This window comes from Aquabacterium sp. (genome assembly GCF_029946005.1).
In the GTDB taxonomy this organism is placed as follows: Bacteria; Pseudomonadota; Gammaproteobacteria; order Burkholderiales; family Burkholderiaceae_C; genus Aquabacterium.
Map to the genome: position 1 here is coordinate 55759 of NZ_JAQSDR010000030.1, position 16580 is coordinate 72338.

General features: G+C 65.3%; 20 protein-coding genes. 7 read left to right on the top strand and 13 right to left on the bottom strand.

Annotated features, from left to right (window positions below; translation table 11 throughout):
* Nucleotides 1-82: 82 nt before the first annotated feature.
* Genes PSV38_RS14410 through PSV38_RS14425 form a run of 4 tightly spaced genes read right to left on the bottom strand, consistent with a single transcriptional unit; the run spans nt 83 to nt 3613 of the window.
* Nucleotides 83-289, bottom strand: a complete 207-nt coding sequence (locus tag PSV38_RS14410; protein WP_300548553.1) for a DUF3606 domain-containing protein — start codon at nt 287-289, stop codon at nt 83-85.
* Nucleotides 290-337: 48 nt separating this feature from the next.
* The gene (locus PSV38_RS14415; protein ID WP_300548773.1) at nt 338-1531 is read right to left on the bottom strand and encodes an MFS transporter; all 1194 of its coding nucleotides are present in this window, start codon (nt 1529-1531) and stop codon (nt 338-340) included.
* Nucleotides 1532-1571: 40 nt separating this feature from the next.
* Nucleotides 1572-2873 (bottom strand): ATP-binding protein, encoded by a 1302-nt coding sequence (locus PSV38_RS14420; RefSeq protein ID WP_300548554.1) that lies wholly within the window; start codon nt 2871-2873, stop codon nt 1572-1574.
* Complete coding sequence (locus PSV38_RS14425; protein WP_300548556.1) at nt 2870-3613, bottom strand: response regulator; 744 nt, start codon at nt 3611-3613, stop codon at nt 2870-2872. Before PSV38_RS14425 ends, PSV38_RS14420 begins: the two co-directional genes overlap by 4 nt.
* A gap of 180 nt (nt 3614-3793) precedes the next feature.
* Between PSV38_RS14425 and PSV38_RS14430 the strand changes: the two genes are divergently transcribed.
* Nucleotides 3794-4255: a DUF2147 domain-containing protein gene (locus PSV38_RS14430; protein ID WP_300548558.1), complete on the top strand. Its 462-nt coding sequence runs from the start codon at nt 3794-3796 to the stop codon at nt 4253-4255.
* Complete coding sequence (locus tag PSV38_RS14435; RefSeq protein ID WP_300548560.1) at nt 4255-5448, top strand: cytochrome c biogenesis protein DipZ; 1194 nt, start codon at nt 4255-4257, stop codon at nt 5446-5448. The genes PSV38_RS14430 and PSV38_RS14435 overlap by 1 nt, the downstream gene beginning before the upstream one ends.
* A gap of 7 nt (nt 5449-5455) precedes the next feature.
* Here the strand turns inward: PSV38_RS14435 and PSV38_RS14440 are convergent, their stop codons facing one another.
* Together PSV38_RS14440 and PSV38_RS14445 are read right to left on the bottom strand one after the other, a co-directional pair.
* A complete protein-coding gene (locus PSV38_RS14440) occupies nt 5456-6652 on the bottom strand; it encodes an acetate/propionate family kinase (RefSeq protein ID WP_300548562.1) in 1197 nt (398 codons plus the stop codon).
* Nucleotides 6653-6654: 2 nt separating this feature from the next.
* The gene (locus PSV38_RS14445; protein WP_300548564.1) at nt 6655-8055 is read right to left on the bottom strand and encodes a bifunctional enoyl-CoA hydratase/phosphate acetyltransferase; all 1401 of its coding nucleotides are present in this window, start codon (nt 8053-8055) and stop codon (nt 6655-6657) included.
* 125 nt (nt 8056-8180) lie between these two features.
* Here PSV38_RS14445 and PSV38_RS14450 point away from each other — a divergent pair, with 125 nt between their 5' ends.
* Together PSV38_RS14450 and PSV38_RS14455 are read left to right on the top strand one after the other, a co-directional pair.
* The gene (locus PSV38_RS14450; protein ID WP_300548565.1) at nt 8181-8597 is read left to right on the top strand and encodes a heme-binding protein; all 417 of its coding nucleotides are present in this window, start codon (nt 8181-8183) and stop codon (nt 8595-8597) included.
* 70 nt (nt 8598-8667) lie between these two features.
* Nucleotides 8668-9114 carry a carboxypeptidase regulatory-like domain-containing protein gene (locus tag PSV38_RS14455; protein WP_300548567.1) on the top strand — a complete coding sequence of 149 codons (447 nt, stop codon included), beginning with the start codon at nt 8668-8670 and terminating at the stop codon, nt 9112-9114.
* A 9-nt stretch (nt 9115-9123) separates the two neighbouring features.
* Here the strand turns inward: PSV38_RS14455 and PSV38_RS14460 are convergent, their stop codons facing one another.
* The 5 genes from PSV38_RS14460 to PSV38_RS14480 are packed head-to-tail and all read right to left on the bottom strand — an operon-like array spanning nt 9124 to nt 12290.
* The gene (locus tag PSV38_RS14460; RefSeq protein WP_300548568.1) at nt 9124-9927 is read right to left on the bottom strand and encodes a hypothetical protein; all 804 of its coding nucleotides are present in this window, start codon (nt 9925-9927) and stop codon (nt 9124-9126) included.
* A gap of 31 nt (nt 9928-9958) precedes the next feature.
* The gene (gene arsH, locus PSV38_RS14465) at nt 9959-10681 is read right to left on the bottom strand and encodes an arsenical resistance protein ArsH (RefSeq protein ID WP_300548570.1); all 723 of its coding nucleotides are present in this window, start codon (nt 10679-10681) and stop codon (nt 9959-9961) included.
* On the bottom strand, nt 10662-11096 hold the full coding sequence (arsC, locus tag PSV38_RS14470) for an arsenate reductase (glutaredoxin) (RefSeq protein WP_300548572.1): 435 nt from the start codon (nt 11094-11096) through the stop codon (nt 10662-10664). Before arsC ends, arsH begins: the two co-directional genes overlap by 20 nt.
* Nucleotides 11093-11428, bottom strand: coding sequence for a metalloregulator ArsR/SmtB family transcription factor (locus PSV38_RS14475; RefSeq protein WP_300548574.1), 336 nt, complete (start codon nt 11426-11428; stop codon nt 11093-11095). The genes arsC and PSV38_RS14475 overlap by 4 nt, the downstream gene beginning before the upstream one ends.
* Nucleotides 11429-11477: 49 nt before the next feature.
* A complete protein-coding gene (locus PSV38_RS14480) occupies nt 11478-12290 on the bottom strand; it encodes a helix-turn-helix transcriptional regulator (RefSeq protein ID WP_300548576.1) in 813 nt (270 codons plus the stop codon).
* A 111-nt stretch (nt 12291-12401) separates the two neighbouring features.
* On the opposite strand from PSV38_RS14480, the gene PSV38_RS14485 reads away from it, so the two are divergent.
* A complete protein-coding gene (locus PSV38_RS14485; RefSeq protein ID WP_300548578.1) occupies nt 12402-13199 on the top strand; it encodes a class I SAM-dependent methyltransferase in 798 nt (265 codons plus the stop codon).
* 24 nt (nt 13200-13223) lie between these two features.
* A complete protein-coding gene (locus PSV38_RS14490) occupies nt 13224-13598 on the top strand; it encodes a hypothetical protein (RefSeq protein WP_300548580.1) in 375 nt (124 codons plus the stop codon).
* A gap of 21 nt (nt 13599-13619) precedes the next feature.
* Here the strand turns inward: PSV38_RS14490 and PSV38_RS14495 are convergent, their stop codons facing one another.
* Entirely contained in the window at nt 13620-14222 is a 603-nt protein-coding gene (locus tag PSV38_RS14495) for an NAD(P)H-dependent oxidoreductase (protein ID WP_300548581.1), read from the bottom strand.
* Between the two features lie 117 nt (nt 14223-14339).
* Here PSV38_RS14495 and PSV38_RS14500 point away from each other — a divergent pair, with 117 nt between their 5' ends.
* Nucleotides 14340-15323, top strand: coding sequence for a LysR family transcriptional regulator (locus PSV38_RS14500; protein WP_300548583.1), 984 nt, complete (start codon nt 14340-14342; stop codon nt 15321-15323).
* Here PSV38_RS14500 and PSV38_RS14505 read toward each other — a convergent pair.
* A complete protein-coding gene (locus PSV38_RS14505) occupies nt 15286-16515 on the bottom strand; it encodes an SGNH/GDSL hydrolase family protein (RefSeq protein WP_300548585.1) in 1230 nt (409 codons plus the stop codon). The genes PSV38_RS14500 and PSV38_RS14505 overlap by 38 nt on opposite strands.
* Nucleotides 16516-16580 lie beyond the last annotated feature (65 nt).

The following is a 16580-nucleotide window of genomic DNA, read 5'->3' on the forward strand; positions in this document are numbered from 1 at the left end:
CCCCGGGGATTCGCGATTGTGCCCTCAGTTCACGTTCGCCTTAGAACGCAAGAACTGGCATTGACCCGGTCTGATCTGCGCTTCAGCTTGAATGCGAATGGCCGGAACTTTCCTGTTCCTGCAGGTACTCGTCGATGTCATGGGCGCGGTCCCCCACTTCGTCGATGGCGTTTTTCAGCACCTCGCGCGAGATGCCGAACTTCCGGGTCCAGTGGCTGACCTCGTAGTCTTCGTTGAAGTTGATGCGCAGGCGGTCGCCGCCGCCTCGGCTGTGAGTGTTCTGGCTCATGATGGTTCTCCGTTGGATCTCACAGGAGGGGCAAGCGTCGTTCCCGATTCAACGCGCCTGCAGCCGCCGGGCGGCCAGGAAAGCCAGCGCGAGCAAGGCGCCCGCAAAAGCCACCACGCCAGGCCAGCCGCCTTCGACCCAAAACCAGCCGCCCGCCGACCCCATCACGCTCGAGCCCAGGTAGTACGCCAGCAGGTACAGCGAGGCCGCGTGGCCCTTGTGGCCCTGCGCCAGGCGACCCACCCAGCCACTGGCGACGGCATGCGCGATGAAGAAGCCGATCGTCAGTGCCACGATGCCCCCCATCACACCCCAAAGCGAGTGAGACAGGGTCAGGGCCAGGCCCAGGGCTGCGATCGCGATGCCAGCGGTCATGACTGGACGGCGCCCCAGGCTGTCGGCCAGCGCGCCCGCGGTGGACGAGGCCACGATGCCAAACAGGTAAGCCATGAAGACCAGGCTGATGGCCGTTTGGCTCAAGCCAAAAGGCGCCGCCATCAGGCGAAAACCCACGTAGTTGTAGACCGTGACGAAGGCGCCCATCATCAGGAAACCCACGCAGAAGAGCAGCAGCAGACTGGGGCGGCTGAGGTGCTGGGCCCAGGCCCTGAGGTGGTAGCCCGCGTCAAAACCCGGGCGGCGCACGAAATGCCGAGACGGTGGCAGCAGCCCGATGAACCCCACTGCGGCCAGCAGACCGACCACGCCCATGGTGGCCAGCGCCACCCGCCAGGAGGTCCATTCGGTGAGCACGCCCATGCCCACGCGGCCGATCATGCCGCCAAAGGCGGTGCCACTGACGTACACGCCCATGGCCAGGCCCAGGCCCTTGGGGTGCATTTCTTCGGCCAGGTAGGCCATGGCCACGGCCGGTACCCCGCCCAGCAACAGCCCTTCTAAAGCGCGGGCCAACAGCAAGGCGTGCCAATCGGGCACCAGCGCAGCCACAATGTTCAGGCAGGCTGCGGCGCACATGGACCCGAACATCAGGCCCCGGCGCCCCAGCACCTCGGACACCGCGCTCGCACACAGGATGGCCACGGCCAGAAAGCCGGTGGACAGGGACAAGGCCAAGGAGCTTTGCGCCGGGCTCACCCGGAAGTCCTGCGCAAAGGTCGGCAGCAAAGGCTGCACGCAGTAGAGCAGCGAAAAGGTCGCGAAACCGGCCAAGAAGAGCGCCAGGCTGATCTTGCGGTAGGCCAGCGAGCCGCGCTGGGCGCGCGTGTCCGCCTCGGCGGGGATGGGTTCAGGGCGGTTTGACACCCTCGGCATCATGCCTTGTTCAAACCCGCCCTTGGGCAGGCAGGGCCAGGCGAGCCTGCAAACCACCCCCGGGTCGGTTGTGCAAACTCAAGGTGGCCCCCAGGGCGCCGCTCAAACGGTGCGCGATGGCCAGGCCCAGGCCGCTGCCCCCGGTTTCGCGGTTGCGGGAGCCCTCCACACGGTAAAAAGGCTGCAGGACGGCCAACAACTGGTCCTCGGGCATGCCGGGCCCCCGGTCCAGGACTTCAATGACCACGGCCGCCTCGACCTGACTCACCACCACCTGTGCTTCACCTGCGAATTTCAAGGCGTTGTCCACCAGGTTCATGACGATGCGCTTCAGGGCTTGAGGACGCGTAGTCACGGTGAGGTGGCTGGGGCCGAGCAGGTCGACCTGGCGGGCCCCATCGCGGTAGTCGCACACCAGGCCATCCAGCAAGGCATGCAGGTCAAGGGCTTGCATCTTCTCCAGGCTGGCATGGGCGGTGCGGGCATAGGCCAGGCCATCCTCGACCAGGTGCTGCATGTCGATCAGATCGGCCTGCAACTTGTCCCGCAGGGCCTCGTCGGCCAGCAGGTCCGTGCGCACCCGCATGCGGGTGATGGGGGTCTGCAAATCGTGAGCGATGGCCGCGAGGATCTGCAGGCGCTCGGCCAGGTGCGCCGCGATGCGCCGCTGCATGGTGTTGAAAGCGGCGATGGCGCGGCGCACTTCAGCAGGGCCACGCTCGGGCAACTCGGCCGCCTGGGGATCCTCGCCCAGGCGGGTGGCGGCGCTGGCCAGATCGCGCAAGGGCCGCGTGGCCACGCGCACGCCCCACCAGATGCACGTACCCACCACGGCCAGTTGGAGCGCGAGCATCAGCGCCGTGGTCATGCTCACCATCTTGCGGGGCGTCATCAGGTGCAAGGTCAAAGGCGTGCCATCGGCCAGGCGCAGGCTGAACACCGTGCGCGAGGAGTCTTCTACCCCCACGCCCAACAGGCGGCCGGGGCCCAGTTCAGCGTTCAGGCTGGCGGCCAGCCTGCGCGCCACGCCGACAGCATCGGTCTGTGGGGGCAGGGGCTGGCCATCAAGCGTGAAACGGTAATTGGGCCGCTGGAGTTTGCCCAGCCAGGTGGCGCGCTCCGATGCCGGCAGGCGGTCGAGCATGGCCACCGACGAGGCTACATCGCGGCCCACATAGGCCAGCATCATCGACTCGGCCAGGTCAGCGCGCTCGCGCATCACAGACCAGTACGACAAGGCATAGGCCGCCGTCAAACCGGCCAGCAGGATGGCCGCCACCCGGCCGAACAAGGAGCTAGGCCACAGGCTCATGGCGCGCCTCCCGCGTGATCGCGCACTTCGGCGCAGAACACATAGCCTTCATTGCGCACGGTCTTGATGTAGCGGGGCTCGCGTGAGCCATCGCGCAGCCGCTGGCGCAAGCGGCTGATGAGCAGGTCGATGGAACGGTCAAATGGGTCGGCATCGCGGCCCTGGGTGAGATTCAGGAGTTGGTCACGGTTGAGCACGCGTTGGGCATGCTCCATCAGCACGCGCAGCAGGCGGTATTCGCCGCCGGTGAGCAGGACCAGGGTGCCTTGGTCGTCGACCAGGTGGCGGGCGGTGGTGTCGAGCAGCCAGTCACCAAAGGCCAGCCACCGGGCCTGCTGCACGGGCCGCAAATTGGGCGGCAACAGGCGGGTGCGGCGCAACACCGAGCGGATGCGCGCCAGCAACTCGCGCGTGGCGAAAGGCTTGGTCAGGTAGTCGTCCGCGCCCATCTCCAGGCCCAACACGCGGTCGGCCTCGTCGCTGCGCGCGGTCAGCATCAACACGGGGATCTGCAAGGCATCACGAGACCGCAGGTCGCGGCACAAGGACAATCCATCTTCGCCGGGCAGCATCACGTCCAGCACGATCAGGTCGATGCGGGCTCCGGCCAGGACTTGGCGCATCTCGCGCGCATTGCAGGCCGTGCTGACGCGGTATCCGCTGCCTTGCAGGTAGTCGCTCAGCAGCATGAGCAACTGGCGGTCGTCATCCACCAGCAGCAAGTGATCTTGTTGGTCCATGGGCCACACCATAAGGTCATTTCAGGCGGCCTGGCCCGCCTCGCCGTCAAGAGTTTTGTATCGCAGTTTGTCTGCCGGGGCGCTGGACAAGTCGGCTTGCGAAACAGGCGGGCCCAGACATGCACCCACAACCGGGCCAATCTGTAATGAGGGTGCCATTCACACCACTGGAGTCCCTTCATGCCTTCATTCTCTTTTCAGAACCCACCCTGCCTGCGGGGCCTGCGCCTGATCGCCGCCGCCACGCTGTGCCTGAGCACCTGGGCCGCCCACGCCGCCACGCCCGACCCGCGTGGCCGCTGGATCACGGCCAGCGGCAACCTGGAGGTGGCCGTGGCGCCCTGCGGCCAAGCCTTGTGCGGCACCGCCACCCGCGTGCTGGCCAACCGGTCGATGAGTCCCGGTGTGGAGACGATGGAACCCGTGGACACGCGGCCCGCGCTGGGCATGACGATCCTGATCGACTTCCGACCCGATGAGGACGACGCCTCGCGATGGCAGGGCCAGATCTACAACCGCGAGAACGGCAAGACCTACCGTTGCCAGATGTCGGTGGGACCACAAGGTGAGCTGGTGCTGCGCCCTTACATCGGCCTGCCGCTCTTCGGCAAGACGCAGATCTGGCAACGGGTGCAACCATGATGGACGTTTCGTCATGGCCCTTGGCCTTCGCGGGGCTGGCCGGGGTGGCCACCGTCGCCAGCCCGTGTGTGCTGCCGGTGTTGCCCTTGCTGCTGGGGGTATCCGCCGAGCATTCGGGGCGCGCCCGCCCTGTGTTCATCATCATCGGCTTCGTGCTGAGCTTTGTCGCGGTGGCCTTGCTGTTTGGTGCTTCCACCCGCGTGTTGGGCCTCACGCCCGAGTCGGTTCGCCTGGCCGCCGCCTGCGGCATGCTGCTGGCCGGTGTGCTGATGGTCTGGCCATCGCTCGGCGAGCGCGTCATGGCCCCGCTGGGTCGCCTCTCCAACCTGGCGCAGGGCTGGGGTGGACAGGCCACCATGAAGCACACCCCCGTGGGCGGACTGCTGCTGGGCGCCACGCTGGGGGCCTTGTGGACACCCTGCGCAGGCCCGGTGCTGGCGTCTGTCCTGGCCCTGGTGGCCAGCCAGGCCGACACCCAGCAGACCGCCCCCTTGCTGCTGTCCTACGCTGCGGGGGCCGGGCTGCCGATGCTGGCCATCGCCTATGGAGGCCAGGCAATGACGGGCAAGGTGCGCGGCTTCAGCAAACACGCGGCCCGCTTCAGACAAGGCTGCGGCGTGCTGGTGGTCTTTTCGGCCATGGCCATGGCCAACCAACTGGACGCCCAAGCCAGCGCCTGGGTGAGCAGGGCGTGGTCATCAAAGGCGAGCCACCCACCGAGCAGCACCGCCCTCAGCGCCAACGCCCAGCGCAGCCAGCCGCTGGCCCCCGAATTCACCGGCATCGAACAATGGCTCAACAGCCCACCAATCACCATGAAGGCGCTGCGCGGTCGGGTGGTGCTGGTGGACTTCTGGACCCATGCCTGCGTGAACTGCGTGCGCACCCTGCCCCACATTCAGCGCTGGCATGAGCGCTATGCCGAGCAAGGCTTGGTGGTGGTGGGCGTTCACACGCCGGAGTTCGCGTTCGAGCGGTCCACTGAAAGCGTGCGCCAGGCCATCCGCCGCCATGGCCTGAGCTACCCCGTGGCGCAAGACAACCGCTACCAGACCTGGAGCGCCTATGCCAACCAGTACTGGCCCGCCGTCTACCTGGTGGATCGGCAAGGCCGCATCGTGTTCACCCACTTTGGCGAAGGCGATGAGGCCGACATTGAACAGCGCATCCAGCAACTGCTGGCTGCCCCATGAGGCAGCATCAAGGCCTCAATGCTTGCTGGTGGTGGATGCCCACGGTGTCGTTGGCAATGACCTGCTCTTCGTCGGTGGGCAGAACCAGCACGGTGACCCGACTGCCTGGCGCACTGATCACGGCATCGTGACGGGCGTTGGCTTGCGGATCCAGCTGCAAACCCAGCCAGGCCAGGCGCTCACTCACCGCCCCCCGCACCTCGGGCTGGTGCTCGCCAATGCCGGCCGTGAACACCAGGGCGTCCAAGCCACCCAACGAGGTCGCCAAACGGGCCACCTCACCGGCGATGCGCAAGGCGAACAAGTCCAGCGCCTCGCGCGCTTCGGGCCGGTCGCTGGCCTGCAGCGCGCGGGCGTCGGCACTGAGGCCCGACACGCCCAGCAAGCCCGACTGGTGGTAAAGCAGATCCTCCACCTCGTCCAGGCTCAGGCCGCCTGGGCCCATCAGGTGCAGCACCACGCCGGGGTCGAGCGCCCCGCAACGCGTCGCCATGGGGATGCCATCCAGCGTGGAGAACCCCATGCTGGTGTCCTGGCTGATGCCACCGTGCAGCGCGCACAGGCTGGCACCGCTGCCCAGGTGGGCCACCACCACCTTGCCGTTCTTCAAGGCCGGAAAGCGGCGGGCCAGCTCGCCCGCCACGTACTGGTACGACAAGCCATGGAAGCCATAGCGTTTGACGCCTTGCTCAAAGTACCGGCGCGGGATCGCGAAGCGGCGCACGAGGTCGGATTGAGAACGGTGAAACGCGGTGTCGAACGATGCCGTCTGCAACAGGCGCGGCCGCAAGGCCCGGATGGCCTGGATCAGGCGCACGCCCTGCGGTTGGTGCAAAGGCGCCAGCGGCACCAGCTCGGTGATGGCGGCGAGCGTGTCGTCGTCAATGGCCACGGGCCCGTCGAAACGATCCCCACCATGCACCACGCGGTGGCCCACCGACATCAGGTCATCCAGCTTGAAATGCGAGGCGAACCAGCCCAGGGTTTCATCCAGCACCTCGTGCAGGTCCTCGGTGAGCTTGGCGTTCAGGGTGATGTCTTGCGACGTGCCGGAGCCGGAGACCTGAAGCCGCAGGGGGTGAGCGCGCAGGTCGATCGCGCCCTTGCCCACCTGGGTGGTTTGCCCATTCACGACACTGAACAGGCCCATCTTGATGGACGACGACCCGGCGTTGAAGGTGAGGACCAAAGGGGTGCCGCTCATGCTCACACCACCTTGGCTTTTTTGCGCTCGGACACCAGCTTGGCCAGCGCGGCCGAGGCCAGCCGCACGCGCAGGCTGTCGGAGCGGCTGGTCAGGATGATGGGCAGGCGCGCGCCCAGCACCAGCCCTGCGGCATCGGCACCCGCGAAGTACATCAACTGCTTGGCCAGCATGTTGCCCGCTTCCAGGTCAGGCACCAGCAGGATGTCGGCCTGGCCCGCCACCGGCGAGCTGATGCCCTTGGTGCGGGCGGCCGCCAGGCTGATGGCGTTGTCGAAGGCCAGCGGGCCATCCACCAAAGCGCCCGTGATCTGCCCGCGCGAGGCCATGACGGTCAGGGCGGCGGCGTCCAGGGTGGTGGGCATCTTGGGGTTGACGGTTTCCACCGCCGCCAGCACGGCCACGCGGGGTTGCTCAATGCCCAGCAGGTGCAGCAGGTCGATGGCGTTCTGACAGATGTCGCGCTTTTGCTCCAGCGTCGGCGCGATGTTGATGGCCGCATCGGTCAGGATCAAAGGCTTGTCGTAGGCGGGCACATCCATGGCGTAGACGTGGCTGATGCGCCGGTCGGTGCGCAGGTTCGAGTTGACCCCGACCACGGCACTCAGCAGTTCATCGGTGTGCAGGCTGCCTTTCATCAAGGCCGCGACCTTGCCGGCCGCACCCCATTCCACCGCCAACGCCGCAGCGGCATGGCTGTGCTCGACCGACTGGATCTCAATGCCCTCCAGGCTGACCTGGGCCGCCTCGGCCACCGCACGGATCTTGGCCTCGGGGCCGAACAGCACCGGGTCCAGCAAACCTTCGTCGCGCGCCTCGATCGCCGCCTTGATGGCGTCTGGCGAACAGGGGTGCACGATGGCCGTGCGCAGGGCTGGCAAGGCCTGCGCCTGCTTGATGAACGCCTCGTAACGGTCATGGCGACGCACCGAGACCTCGGGCGGCGTCGTGGCGGGCCAGACGATGGGAGCGGCCGGTGCGATCACGGTCGCGGTGCCCATCAACACTTCGTCGCCGTGCTGGTTGACGCAACGGGTGTCCAACACCACCACACGCTTGGCCTCGTGCTTCTCCTTGACGGTGACGGAGGCGGTGATGGTGTCGCCCGGCACCACCGGGTGGCGAAACTGCAGGTCCTGGCCCAGGTAGATGGTGCCCGGCCCCGGCAAGCGGGTGCCCAGCAAGGCGGAGATCAAGGACCCCGTCCACATGCCATGGATGACCACGTGCCCGAACGGGTCGCTGGAGGCAAACGCCGCGTCCATGTGCGCCGGGTTCACATCACCCGACATCGCCGCGAACAAGTCGATGTCGCTTTGACCCGCGATGCGCACCAGCGAGGCGGTCTCGCCGATGCTCAGTTCTTCGAAGGTCCGGTTGCGCAAAACAACGCCATCATTCATGGATCCGCCTTATGCTTGAAACAGGGACCAGTGTAAGCACAGGCACACCACCCGGCCCGGCATGGCCTTTGCACGCAGTCTCGCCTGTGACCCGATCTGGGGCGCAATCATTGAGAGAGGCAACCATGATCAGTAAACAGGTGATGACCAGCGAAGACGCGTTCAAAGCCCTGCACGCCGCGCAGCAGGAGGCCCTGGCCCACCAATGGGCCGTGTCGATCGCCGTGTGTGACGACGGCGGGCACCTGCTGGGTTTTGTGCGCATGCCAGGGGCCAACATCGCCTCGGCCACCATTTCGCAATCCAAGGCGGCCACCGCTGCCCAAATGAAGCGCGAGACCAAAGGCATCGAAGAGATGATCAATGGCGGTCGCTTCGCGTTCCTGTCCGCACCCAAGCTGGAGGGCTTGCTGGAAGGCGGCGTGCCAGTGCTGGTGAATGGGCAGTGCGTGGGCGCCGTGGGGGTCAGCGGGGTCAAGCCGGGTGAGGACGCCCAGATTGCCAAGGCGGCGGCAGACGCGGTGACGGGCGGCATGACCTAGCGGCCCAAGGTCGCGGGCACGCCGATTGCCCTGTGTGATGATTCCGCACCCGGATTCACAGGAGCCTCGCATGACCGCACGATTTCAAAAAAAACCATGGATTGCTGCACTTTCAGTGTGGGCGCTGCTATTTTCCACCGCCCACGCCTGTGAAGGGCCGCGCGCCGCTTTACCGGCCGAAAAGACCAGCATGGGTGTCAGCTACGTGAGCGGGGGGGTCGGCCTGGACGAGTCCACCGCCTTGAAGGGGGCCAGAAAAGATTACTCGCTCGACATTGAAACTTTTCAATTGGCCAACGGCAAGAACGAGTACATCGCCGCGGTGCCACTGACCATCACGCGCCCCAATGGTGAAGTGGTGTTCCAGGCGCCCAGCGATGGGCCGTTCACGCTGCTGCGGTTGCCGCCCGGCACCTATGTCGTCCAGGCCAGCCACCAAGGGCAGACCCTGCAGCGCCAGGTGCTGGTGGGCACGGGGCTGGGGGCCAAGGCTTCCTTTGTCTTCAAGCCAAGCTGAGCAGTCTTTTCAGGGCCTGAGCAATTTGCTGGTCATCGGCCCCAGGTTGCCGGGGTAGCGCTCCCCGTCGTAATGCAAAGTGGTCACGGTCTTCTTGCGGGACGGCCGCTGGCCATTGTCTTGCTGGCCCGGCCCCCGCGATTGAATGCGGGCGGTCACGTTCAGGTCGCGCCAGCCATGGCTGCTGCTCGGCCCCAATGTCAGGATCAGATCGGCCTCGGTGACCGTGTCGATGGAGCACGCATCGATGTTGTCCGTCAGGTTCCACTTGGCCACAGTCCACACACGCAGAGGCTGACGTTTCAACACGGGCCGCAAACCCAGGCCATCCGGCACCAACAACGTGAGGTACCGGCTGGTGCCACCGTCCGCGCACTTGGGGCTGTGGCCAATGTCCATGCGCACCCCGAAAGCGCGCACGTCCGGGGCCAGGTCATAGCGCGCGGTGTCGATGGACAGGCTGGTGTCGGTGATGCGGATGCCGGGGTTCAACTCCACAGTTTCCTGGTAAAGCTGCTTGATGATCGCCCGGCGGGTGTCCACCACCGCCACCGCCAAACCTTTCTGGTCGCCCACCTCGGTGCCGTCTTCCATCTTCAGGTAGTGGAACAAGGCCACGATGGCCCATTGCTTGTTCTCGGGGTGGATCTTGCACACCACACCCGGACTTGCAACCGCGATGGCCAGGCGCTTTTCAAGCACCCGAGCCACAGTCGGCACGTCACAGCCAGGCGCCTCTCGGGCCCAGCTGGGAGAGGACATCAGCAGCCCTCCGATGCACATGAGGGCGAACAAGGCGCGTGTGATGCTCATGGCGCATCGTAGCGCCAACCCACACCCGGCACTAGATCGTGGCTTGGTTCACCCGCCGGCTCAAGGCCTCTGCCGATTCGCGCCGCTCGCTGTAGCGATCGACCAGGTGGCCGGCCACATCCCGCGTCAGCAAGGTGAACTTGACCAGCTCTTCCATCACATCGACCACCCGCTCGTAGTAGGCGGAGGGCTTCATGCGCCCCGCCTCGTCGAACTCCAGGAAGGCCTTGGCCACCGACGACTGATTCGGGATGGTGATCATGCGCATCCAGCGCCCCAGGATGCGCATCTGGTTGACGGCGTTGAACGACTGCGAGCCACCCGACACCTCCATGACCGCCAGAGTCTTGCCCTGCGTTGGCCGGACCGCGCCCATGCTCAAAGGGATCCAGTCGATCTGGGCTTTCATGATGCCAGTCATGGCGCCATGCCGCTCGGGCGAACACCACACCATGCCCTCGGCCCACTGCGCCAGTTCGCGCAACTCCTGCACCTTGGGATGAGTGTCCGGCACCGAGTCCGGCAAGGGCAAATCGGTGGGGTCAAACACCCGAACCTCGCCGCCCATGGCCTCCAGCAAACGTGCTGCTTCCAGCGTCAGCAGCTTGCTGTAGGAGCGCTCGCGCAATGAGCCATACAGCAAGAGGAAGCGCGGCGAATGCATGGACCGGGCCGCGCCCTGCAAGGCCTCGTTGCTCGGCGCCTTGAACAGCAAGGTGTCAACGTTGGGCAGATCAGGATGCACGGTGGACACGGCGACCCTCCGCGTCAATCACGACCTCGCCATCCTCTTTGGTGAATGGCCCTTGCTGAGACGCCGGCAGGATGTCCAGCACGACCTCGGACGGGCGGCAAAGCTTGGCCCCCAATGGCGTCACCACGACCGGGCGGTTCATCAGGATGGGATGCGCCACCACGAAGTCGAGCAGTTGCTCATCGGTCCAATGGGGTGCGTCCAGCCCCAGCTCGTCATACGGTGTGCCCTTGCGGCGCAGCAACTCGCGAACGGGGATGGCCAAAGCGGCCAACAGCCCTTGCAAGTCTTCGCGACTTGGCGGTGTCTTCAGGTATTCGATCACCTGGGGCTCGACCCCGGTGTGGCGGATCAGGGCCAGGGTGTTGCGGGACGTGCCGCAAGCCGGGTTGTGGTAAATCTTGATCGTGCTCATGTGCTGTGTGCTCGTGTTGTTCCAGACTTCGGCTGCTTGACGCAAGGCTGCCCCTGACAACAGTTGTCGCTCAGGTAGGACAGCAAACCGTTCATGCGGTCGAAGGCTGCGCGGTAAATCAAATGGCGGCCATCGCGCTCCTGGGTGACCAGTTCAGCATGCAACAACTCCTTGAGGTGGAAGGACAAGGCCGAGCCCGGCACGCCGAGCGATTCGCTCAAGGCCGAAGGCGTCAACCCAGCCGGGCCCGCCACCACCAAGGCACGGAACACCTGCAGGCGAACAGATTGGGCCAAGGCCGCCAGGGATTTCACAACGTCTTGTTCTTTCATATTTCAATTATCAATGAAATGTTAATCAGTGGCAAGCCGCATCCGCGGTTCAAGCAGGCTCATCCGGCACCAGCACGGTGAGCTTCAGATCGGGATGCTGCGCCACGCGCAAGGTGAACTGCTGGTACTCGTGCCGTCCTGAACGGGCATGCTCGAAAGCCCGCAGCCCGCCTTCTCGGCTCAGCACTTTTTGAGACTGCCAGGCCGCGTCGAAAGCCCGACTGGCGGAACGCAATTCATCGACCAAGGCCTGGCGCACCGGGTCATCCCGCCAGGCCGCCGTGTCCGAGCGGTACTCGGCCACCAGGCGCTGCGCCCGCTCCGGCCAGTTGACGATGAAACTGGGCGCCTGCGGGTGCAGGAACACATAGCGCAGCAGATTGCGCACCCCTCGCCCCTTGAGCCAATCTTCGAACAACAGGGCTGCAGGCCTGTTCCAGGCGATGGCATCCCAATGGCGATCCAGGATGTAGGCGGGCGTGCGGATCACCTTGACCAGGTCGGCCAATTGATGCGTTTCGGAGCCATTCTCTGGCGAGTGCTCGGGGTCGGCCCGTGCCGCCAGTTGGAACAGGTAGGCGCGCTCGGCATTCGACAAATGCAGTCCGGTCGCGATCGCGCCCAAAGTGTCGGTGGACACGGCCTGCGTGCGACCCTGCTCGATCCAGGTGTACCAGGTGGGGCTGATGTGGCAAAGCGTGGCCACCTCTTCACGGCGCAGGCCTGGCGCGCGCCGCCTGAAGCCGGGCGGCAAGTCCACGTCCTCGGGGCGCAGCTGATCCCGCTTGGCGCGCAGGAACTCGCCCAACTGGTTCTGGGGCACGGGGGTGGTGTGGGGCACCGAAGTTGGGCGATTCCGCATGCTCTCAGGGGCCTCAGCCTGTTGATTCCAGTTATAGGATAAGCACTGATCTTGTACCAGGATCATGACACGCCTAAGGTGAAGGCTCGATCAGTCAAAACGGAGCCCGCGATGCGAACCCACCTTCAGACCAACCTCGACCAGTACGGCACGCAGGCCCAGGCTTACCTGGACAGCCCGGTCCATGCCCAAGGCCCGGACTTGGCTCAAGCGCAAGCTTTGGTCGGGCAGGCCATCCCCGCCAGCGGTCAAGCGCTGGACGTGGGCTGTGGCGCCGGTCACCTCAGCTTCGCGCTGGCCCCCCACGTGGCCCGCATCGTCGCGCTCGACCCCTCGCCCCAGATGCTGGCCACCGTCCAGCAAGCCGCTCAGGCGCGAGGCCTCCGCCACATCGAGACCCTGCAGTCCAGCGCGGAGAGCCTGCCGTTGCCCAATGCCAGCTTCGACCTCGTCTGCTCACGCTACAGCGCCCACCACTGGACCCAACTGGAACAAGCCTTGAAAGAAATGCGCCGCGTGCTCAAGCCGGGCGGCCACTTGCTGCTGATTGACGTGCAAGGCGAAGAAGACGCCCTGGTCGACAGCCATTTGCAAGCCATCGAGTTGCTCAGGGACCGCTCGCATGTGCGCAACCGCGCCGTCTCGCAATGGCGCGCCTTGCTGGCCGATGCGGGCTTCGCCAACGTGGCACATGACAGCTGGCCCGTGCACATCGACTTCCCATCGTGGGTGGCCCGCATGCGAACACCTGCGTCGCGCGTGGCCATGATCCGCGAAGTGCAGACCGATGCACCTCAGGAAGTGCACGAGGCGCTGGCCATCGAGCCGGACGGTTCATTCACCTTCACGACCGGGCTGTTCTGGGCGCGGGCCAGCAAGGATGGGCAAGGCAGGGCTACACTGGGCTGAAACATCCTGAGGAAAGAAGGCCCCATGCAAGTCTTGCTGAACACCGATACCCACGTTGATGGCCGCCACGGCATGGCCGAGTTCCTCGAAACCGAGGTGAAGGAAGCCCTGAGCCGCTTTGGCGACCACGTCACCCGCGTCGAAGCCCACGTCACCGACGCGGTCAGCCACACCAAGGCCCACCCGGACGACATCCACTGCACGCTGGAGGCCCGGCTGATCGGGTTGGAGCCCGTGATCGTCAAGGACCACGGACCATCCGCCCACCAGGCCATTCAAGGCGCGGTGGGCAAGCTCAAACGCGCGGTGGGCACGGCCGTTGAAAAGCACGCGCCTCGCCGCGGCCCCAGCCTGTCCGACATCGCCGCATCTGACACGGCCAGCACCGACCAGGACTGAGCCGCAAGGCCCCATCCTTGATCAAGCGGGGATGACTTCCTCGATCTGGGCCTGGGCCGAGGCCAAGGCCTCTTGCTCGGCCTGTGGACCCAGGGCGATGCCTTCGACATAAACAAACTGCACATCGGTCATGCCCAAGAAGGCCAGCACGGTCTTGAGGTAGGGCACTTGCGTGTCGGCCGGGGTGTTGCGGTACAGGCCGCCACGGGTCAGCGCCACATAGACCTTCTTGCCGGTCAGCAGGCCGACAGGGCCCTTCTCGGTGTACGCGAAGGTGACCTTGGCACGGGCGATGGCGTCGATCCAGTTCTTGAGCTGGGCGGGCACGCCAAAGTTGTACATGGGCACGCCCAGCACCAGCACATCGGCGGCCTGGATTTCGGCGATCACGGCGTCGTCCGCGGCCACGCGGGCGGCTTGCTCGGCGGTGCGTTGCTCAGCAGGGGTGAACAGGGCTTGCAGCGCGGGTTCGTCCAATTCACCCAGCGGCGCGCGGCCCAGGTCACGCACGGTGACGGTGGCATCCAGCTGCTGGGTGCGCAGGCGCTCGACGATGGTGGCGGCCAGGCGGCTGGAGTGCGAAGCGTCAGGGCGCGAGCTGGAATTGATTTGCAAGATGTTCATGGTGAGTCCTTGGCAGAAAGTGTTGAAGCGATGGACTCACTGTAATTATCCCCACAGACTTGCGGAAGACCTTGAATTGGATAACATTGTTCCACTGGCAGAACAATGGTGGCGGCAATGAACGTGGAAGCGAACGATCTTTTGCTCTTCGCCCGGGTGGTGGACGAGCACAGTTTCACACGCGCAGCCGAGCGCCTGGGCTTGCCCAAATCGACCGTGTCGCGCCGCGTGTCCGCCCTGGAAGCGCAACTGGGCGAACGACTGCTGCTGCGCACCACCCGCCAGCTCACCCTCACGGATTTTGGCCACAGCGTGCTGGAACACGCGCACCAGATCGCTTCAGAGGTGGATGCAGCTTCACTGCTGGCGCAGCACCGCCAGGTCGAGCCCAGCGGGCGGCTGCGGGTGTCGATGCCGGCAGACTTCGCCACCAATGTACTGGCCCCGATGCTGGCCACCTTCGTGCAGAAGTACCCCGCCATCTCGCTGGAGCTGGACCTCACGCCACGCCGCGTTGACCTGATCGGCGAGAACTTCGACGTGGCCATCCGCATGGGCGACCTGCCTGACGACAGCACCCTGGCGGCACGGCGGCTCGCCACCTTCACCGCGGGTCTGTATGCCTCACCCAGGTACCTGGCGCGGCGCGGCCAGCCTTCGGAGCCCGAAGCCTTGATGGAACACGACGCCCTGCGCCTGCTAGGCCGCAGCGGCGACCCCGTGCCCTGGGTGTTGCACCGCGACCAGGCGCGCTGGGAGGGCATCCCACCCGGCCGCGCCACCGCCAACTCGCCCGAGGTGCTGATGCGCATGGCCCTGTCGGACGCGGGCATTGCGCTGGTCGGCGATCATTTCGTCGAGCCGCACCTGCGCAGTGGCGCGCTGGCACCCGTGTTGCCCGATTGGCGCCCGCCCGCCACCGATGCCTGGGCCGTGTTCCCTGGCCGCCGCCTCATGCCAGCGCGCACCCGGGTGCTGCTGGACGACATGCAAACCGTCTTGTCGGGGCCCCAGTGCCAGGCCGAGGAAGCACGGATCGAAAAAACCCTGCGTCTTGCCAAGCTCACTGCACCGGGTAGTTGGCCCTCACGAAAGGAATGACCTGGTTGGCGATGGTCTGGGCGGCCTTGGTCGTGGGGTGCAGCAAATCCCAGAACAGGTAGGTGTCGGCATTGGTGCAGCCCGGGCGGATGCCTTGGGTCTGCGCATAGTTCATCGAGTTATCGTCGTTGATGTCCAGGCAGGACTGCGTGGTGTTGGTGACGCCATAAGCCACCGGGTTGTTGAGCATGTCATCGACCAACGTGCGGGTGTCGAACAAGCGGATGTTCACCGTCGGGTTCTGCGCCTTCAGCGTGGCCACCAGGGACGCCACATTGGTGTTGAGCTGGTTCACATTGGCGAACAGCGCATCGCGCTCAGCCTGCGTCTTGAAGCCCATCGCGGCCGACATCTTCGGCGACTTGGACAGGTCAGGCACGTTCAGTACCAGGATCTGCTTGGCGCCAGAGTTGATCAGGCTTTGCAGGGCCGACTGCTGATTGCCCACGATCGACTCCACCGTGCGGCCATAGTTGATCAGGTCGTTGGCGCCGATCAGCATGGTGAACAGGGTGTTGGCCGGTTTGTAGTTCTTCGCGGCCACCATGTAGTCCCGGTATGACTGGACCTGAGAGACCACGCCGGGGATCACGTAGTAGTCGTCAGCGGCTGCACCACCCACGGCCCAGTTGTAGTTGGGCACGCCCAGGTTGTCGGTCAAGTATTCGTTCCAGACCTTGCCGTTGGTGAAGCGGCCCGACACATAGCTGTGCGGGCTGGGCACTTCCCAGTGGGTGGCGTTGTACACGTTATGGTTGTCCGAGACGCTGTCGCCAAACACCACAACCTTGCTGATCTTCGCGGGCTGCGTGACGGGGTCGTGGGTCCAGATGGTGTAGTTCAAGCCGACCGGCGTGTCAGCCGCGGCGATCATCAACAGGGGCTGGCTCACGCCCATCAAGGTGAAGGTGTTCTGGCACACCGACTTCAAGGTGGCTTGCGAGGTGCTGGTGTAGAACATGTTCTTGATGCTCGTCACGCCATCCTTGAACCAGTTGCCACTGACCTTGTAGACCGACAGGATCGAGCCGTTGCGGGCCCACACGTAGTTGGACTCGGGGTCGGTGGTGGTGGGGTTGGCCTTGTAGAAGCACTTCATCTGAGTCGTGGTGTTCACGCCCAAGGCCATGGCTTGGCCAGCGGCCAGCAGGGCCAGTGCGCCCAGCACAGGGCGCAGTGTTGATGTGTTCATGAGGTGGTCCTTGATTGAATGGATTTGGTGGCGCCATTGTTCAAGGCCACCTCTCAATCAACCAC